This is a genomic window from Deltaproteobacteria bacterium (genome assembly GCA_020845895.1).
Classification (GTDB): Bacteria; Lernaellota; Lernaellaia; order JACKCT01; family JACKCT01; genus JADLEX01.
Genome location: JADLEX010000084.1, coordinates 1 through 4,199 on the forward strand (window position 1 = coordinate 1; position 4,199 = coordinate 4,199).

Genomic DNA, 4,199 nt, shown 5'->3' on the forward strand with positions numbered 1-4,199 from the left:
GCGGCTTCGCGAACGCTACGGCGATCATCCGCTGGCGAGGGAGTTCGCGGCGAGTCCGTGACGGCTCGACTCCCTCACTCCTCGATGGTGGTCGCCATCCTCACGTCCGTCTCGCCATTCGCACGCAAATCGACGTACGCCACGCGCACGGCGCCGGTGGGAGCCAGGGCGTCAACAAAGATTCGCTGTCTCGGCGTGAACGGAGTCGGCGTTTCGCCGGCGGCACCGCCGCAAACCACGACGAACAGGTTGCCGTCGTCCGAACGCACCTCGAAATCGTGAACCGACCGGCCTGAGCGCGGAATGTGAAGGACTGAGGTCGGACCGAATTGCTTTTCGAAATACCCCTTGGCTGCCGCGACCGCGTGCGCGTGAACGTCCGGCTCTTTGGCACCTTCCTCGTCGAGGGCGATGGTGTGCCGGTCGGCGTCGGACCCAAGCGCTTTGGGGGGAAACTCGATGCCGGCTTCGCGAAAAATCTGTCTCGCATTGAACGCTTCGAAAATCAGTTCGAAGGTCGGGAAATCGACGAGCGTTCGATCCGGGACCGCCAGCCAACGCGTCAGTCTCGTCAGGGCGTCGCGCATGGCCGAAATCACGCGGAAATATTCGCGCGGGTGAAGAGACGCCGCGTCGTCATGCGTGACCGCGCGCACCATGGCTTCGCTCTTCGAATTCATGGTGGTGTAAACATGCGGGTTCACCATCACGAGGTACTGGGACAGCATGGAGATTTCCAGGTGCGGATTGTCCTCGGCCAGCGACTCGCGGATCATTCGATCGGCCTCGCGCACGCTGGAGGCCCGCTCGAGGAGATCCAGTAGTGCACGGCAAAAAGCCGGATTGGCGGGCGCCATCTTGTTCGCGCTGCGTTTCATCTGTCCGTAGCGGCCGCGGCGGTCCATCAGTTGCCGGTTCAGCGAAAATTTATAGAGGTCTTGCAGGTCCTGGGCGAGAGCAGGCGGTAGCGGCGGATCGTAGTCGAATGTCAGTTTGGCGACCGGCTGCTGCGTATCCGTGAGCCTCGCGAGAATCGGGACGATGGCCGAATCCGTCCACCGCTTCTCTCGACGCAGATGCCTCGCCACCAGCCGGAATGCCTCCGGCGTTGGATCGAGACGGCGATAGATCGCTTCCGGATCGGTCCGGAGAAAACTCACAACCTCATCACGCAGTTTCGTCACGCTGATTTCCCCTACAGTCGTGCATGATCGACACGGCGCTTCGACGTCGAGCGACGCGGTTCGGTTTCCGAACGCGCACCGGATGACGCTTCTGCTACCGGTGAAATTTCGGGGACACAATAAGAGGAGTTCCGCGGACTCTCAATGAGTCACGCCCGCCGGTGTCCGAGATGCGGTTGCACCCAATCCTCGGTTCGGCTCCAATGGAGCCATTCTTTTCGGGTGCGTCGATGCGAATGGCGTTGCGAACGACATGGCGGGCGGCATGCGTGGCGATCGTCGCGGTGGTCGGCGTCGTGCTCGCGCACGCGGGTTCGCCGCCGTCCGTCGCCGATGCGCTGGCCGGCGCGGGCGCGCGGGTGGATCGCGTCGAGCGCGTCGCGGGCGGAACGAACATCTATGTCACCTTCCCCGCGAGCTCCAGCCGCGACCTCGCGGCGCACGACACCAACGCCATCGCCGACGCCGCCGCGCGCGAGGGCCGGGCGTCGCGCGGCTTCGTGCGCATTTTCGCTCGGTTCGGCGATTCGGCCGCGTATGTTCCCATCGGTCGCGCGTTCGATGCGCCGCCGCCTCCGCCAAAAAAGCCGTTCGAAGCTCCCCGCGAAAAGTCGGGGCCGCCGGGTTACGGGCAGCCGTCGCCCGCCGGATTTCTTTCGGGCAAAAGCGTCTTTCTCTCGCCGGGCCACGGGTGGTACCTGAACGGTTCGTCCTGGCTCACGCAGCGCGGCAACACCAACGGTCTCGTCGAGGATTTTTCGAACGCCGAGGCGGTGCTGCAATTCCTCGTGCCGTATTTCCACAACGCGGGCGCGCTGGTGGTGACGATGCGCGAGCGCGACCTGAACACGAACATGTCGATCGTGGACAACGCGGACCCGTCCGTGACGCTCACGGGAACGTGGACGACCTCGACCTCCACGCCCGGCTACTACGGTTCGAACTATCTGGCGAAGGCGGTCGCGGGATCGGCCACGGCCACCGCGACATTCCCTGCGGCCATCGCCGAGGACGGGCTCTACACCGTGTCCGTCTGGTACACGGGCGGATCGAACCGCTCGACCGACGCGAGGATCACGGTGCGTCACGCGGACGGCGACAGCGTCTTCACGCACAACATGCAGCGCGACGGCTTCACGTGGCGGTATCTCGGCCGGTATTATTTTCGCGCGGATGACCCTGTCTCGCGGCGCAGCGTGGTCTTCACGAATCAGGGTTCGGACACGTCGAAGTTCGTGATCGTCGACGCGGTGCGTTTCGGCGGCGGCATGGACGAGGACGCGGGCAAGCCGCGCTGGGAGATGTCGGGGCTTTACCACGCGCCGTTCATGGGCTGCGACACGTGCGCGACGAGCACCGTGACGACCATGCCGCGCTACGCCGCGTGGGAAAACGAGAGCTGGGAGGACGGCGTCTATATTTCGTGGCACACCAACGCGCCGAACCCGGGCACGGGTACCGAGTCGTACACCTACGCGTCAGGGGGATACGACGCGCCCTTTGACGGCGTGGCGGGCTCGACGGCGCTGCGCGACCGCATCCATGCGGAGATGGTGGCCGACATTCGCGCGGGGTGGGACGCCGGCTGGACCGATCGCGGCAAGCACACTAACTGGTACGGCGAGATCAACCCGAGCTACAACGCCGAAACGCCGGGCGCGCTGTTTGAGATCGCATTCCACGACACCGCGTCCGACGCGGCGGATCTGGCGGAGCCCGAGTTTCGCAAACTCGTCGCCCGCGCGGTGTATCAGGGGGCGGTGCGTTATTTCGCCGTGCGGGACGGCGTGACGCCGAAATTTTTGCCTGAGCCGCCCGAGTCGCTCGCGGTGACATACGACGGTGCGGACATCGTGGCGAGTTGGACCGCACCACCGGCGGACGGCGGCGGTCTCGCGGGCGATGCGGCCACCGGGTATCGCTTCTACCTCGGCACGAGCGGCAAGGGTTTCGGCGACGCGTTGGTCGTCACGCAGGTTGCCGCCGCGGCCGCCCCCCCGCCGCGCGATGGCACGCTTTACTACGCCCGCGCGAGCGCGACCAACGACGGCGGTGAAAGCTTTCCGACCGAGACGCTCGCCGTTTCAACCGGCACGGGCTCGCGCGTGCTGGTCGTCAACGGATTCGACCGTATCGATTCGACCATGAACGTTCCCGAATCGTACTACGGCGGTGGCACGATCGATCGTGGTTACTTGGACCGCATGAATGCGTACGACTATGTGATCGCGCACGCCGACGCGCTCTTTGCCGCCGGGTTGGAAATCGACTCGGCGTCGAACGAAGCGGTGGCGGACGGCGACGTGGATCTGTTCGACTACCCGGCGGTGGTGTGGATCGCGGGCGAGGAGTCGTTCGGCGACGACACCTTCGATCCCGACGAGCAGCTGCTGGTCGCCGATTATCTCGACGCCGGCGGGCGGCTCTTCGTCAGCGGATCGGAGATCGGCTGGGATCTGTGGGCGCTGGGCGACAGCGCGGATCGCGAATTTTTCACGGACTATCTGCGCGCGGTTTACACCAACGACTCGTCGGGGACGGGCGCGGTGAGCGCGTCGGGCATCTTCGCGGGCATCGCGCCCTTCGCATTCGATTTCGACGACTACACCATCTACGCGGCGGATTGGCCGGACTGCGTGAAAGCGGTCGGCGGCGGATCGACCGACATGGCGTACGTGGGCGGCACGTGTTCATCGGGCGGCGGCGCGGCGGTGGTGGACGACACGGGCGTCTTCCGCATCGTGTATCTCGGGTTTCCCTTCGAGACGATCTATTCGATCACCGCGCGCCGGCAGGTCATGTCCGCCGCGATGGATTTCCTGCTCGAATCGACGACCACGAGCACGACCACAACATCGACCACGACATCGACCACGATCGCGACCACGACATCGACCACAACGTCGACTACGATCGCGACCACGACAACAACCGTCGCGACAACGACCAGCAGTACCGGCGGCTCGACGACCAGTTCGACCGCGACGACGACAAGTTCGGCCGGTTCCACGACGA

General features: G+C 65.1%; 2 protein-coding genes. One reads left to right on the top strand and one right to left on the bottom strand.

The window, feature by feature from the left end; genetic code table 11:
• Window positions 1-74 precede the first annotated feature (74 nt).
• Window positions 75-1,184, bottom strand: coding sequence for a hypothetical protein (locus IT350_11195; GenBank protein ID MCC6158606.1), 1,110 nt, complete (start codon window positions 1,182-1,184; stop codon window positions 75-77).
• Window positions 1,185-1,453: 269 nt separating this feature from the next.
• On the opposite strand from IT350_11195, the gene IT350_11200 reads away from it, so the two are divergent.
• Window positions 1,454-4,199 (top strand): N-acetylmuramoyl-L-alanine amidase (locus IT350_11200; GenBank protein ID MCC6158607.1); only part of this gene is annotated, 2,746 nt, incomplete at its 3' end.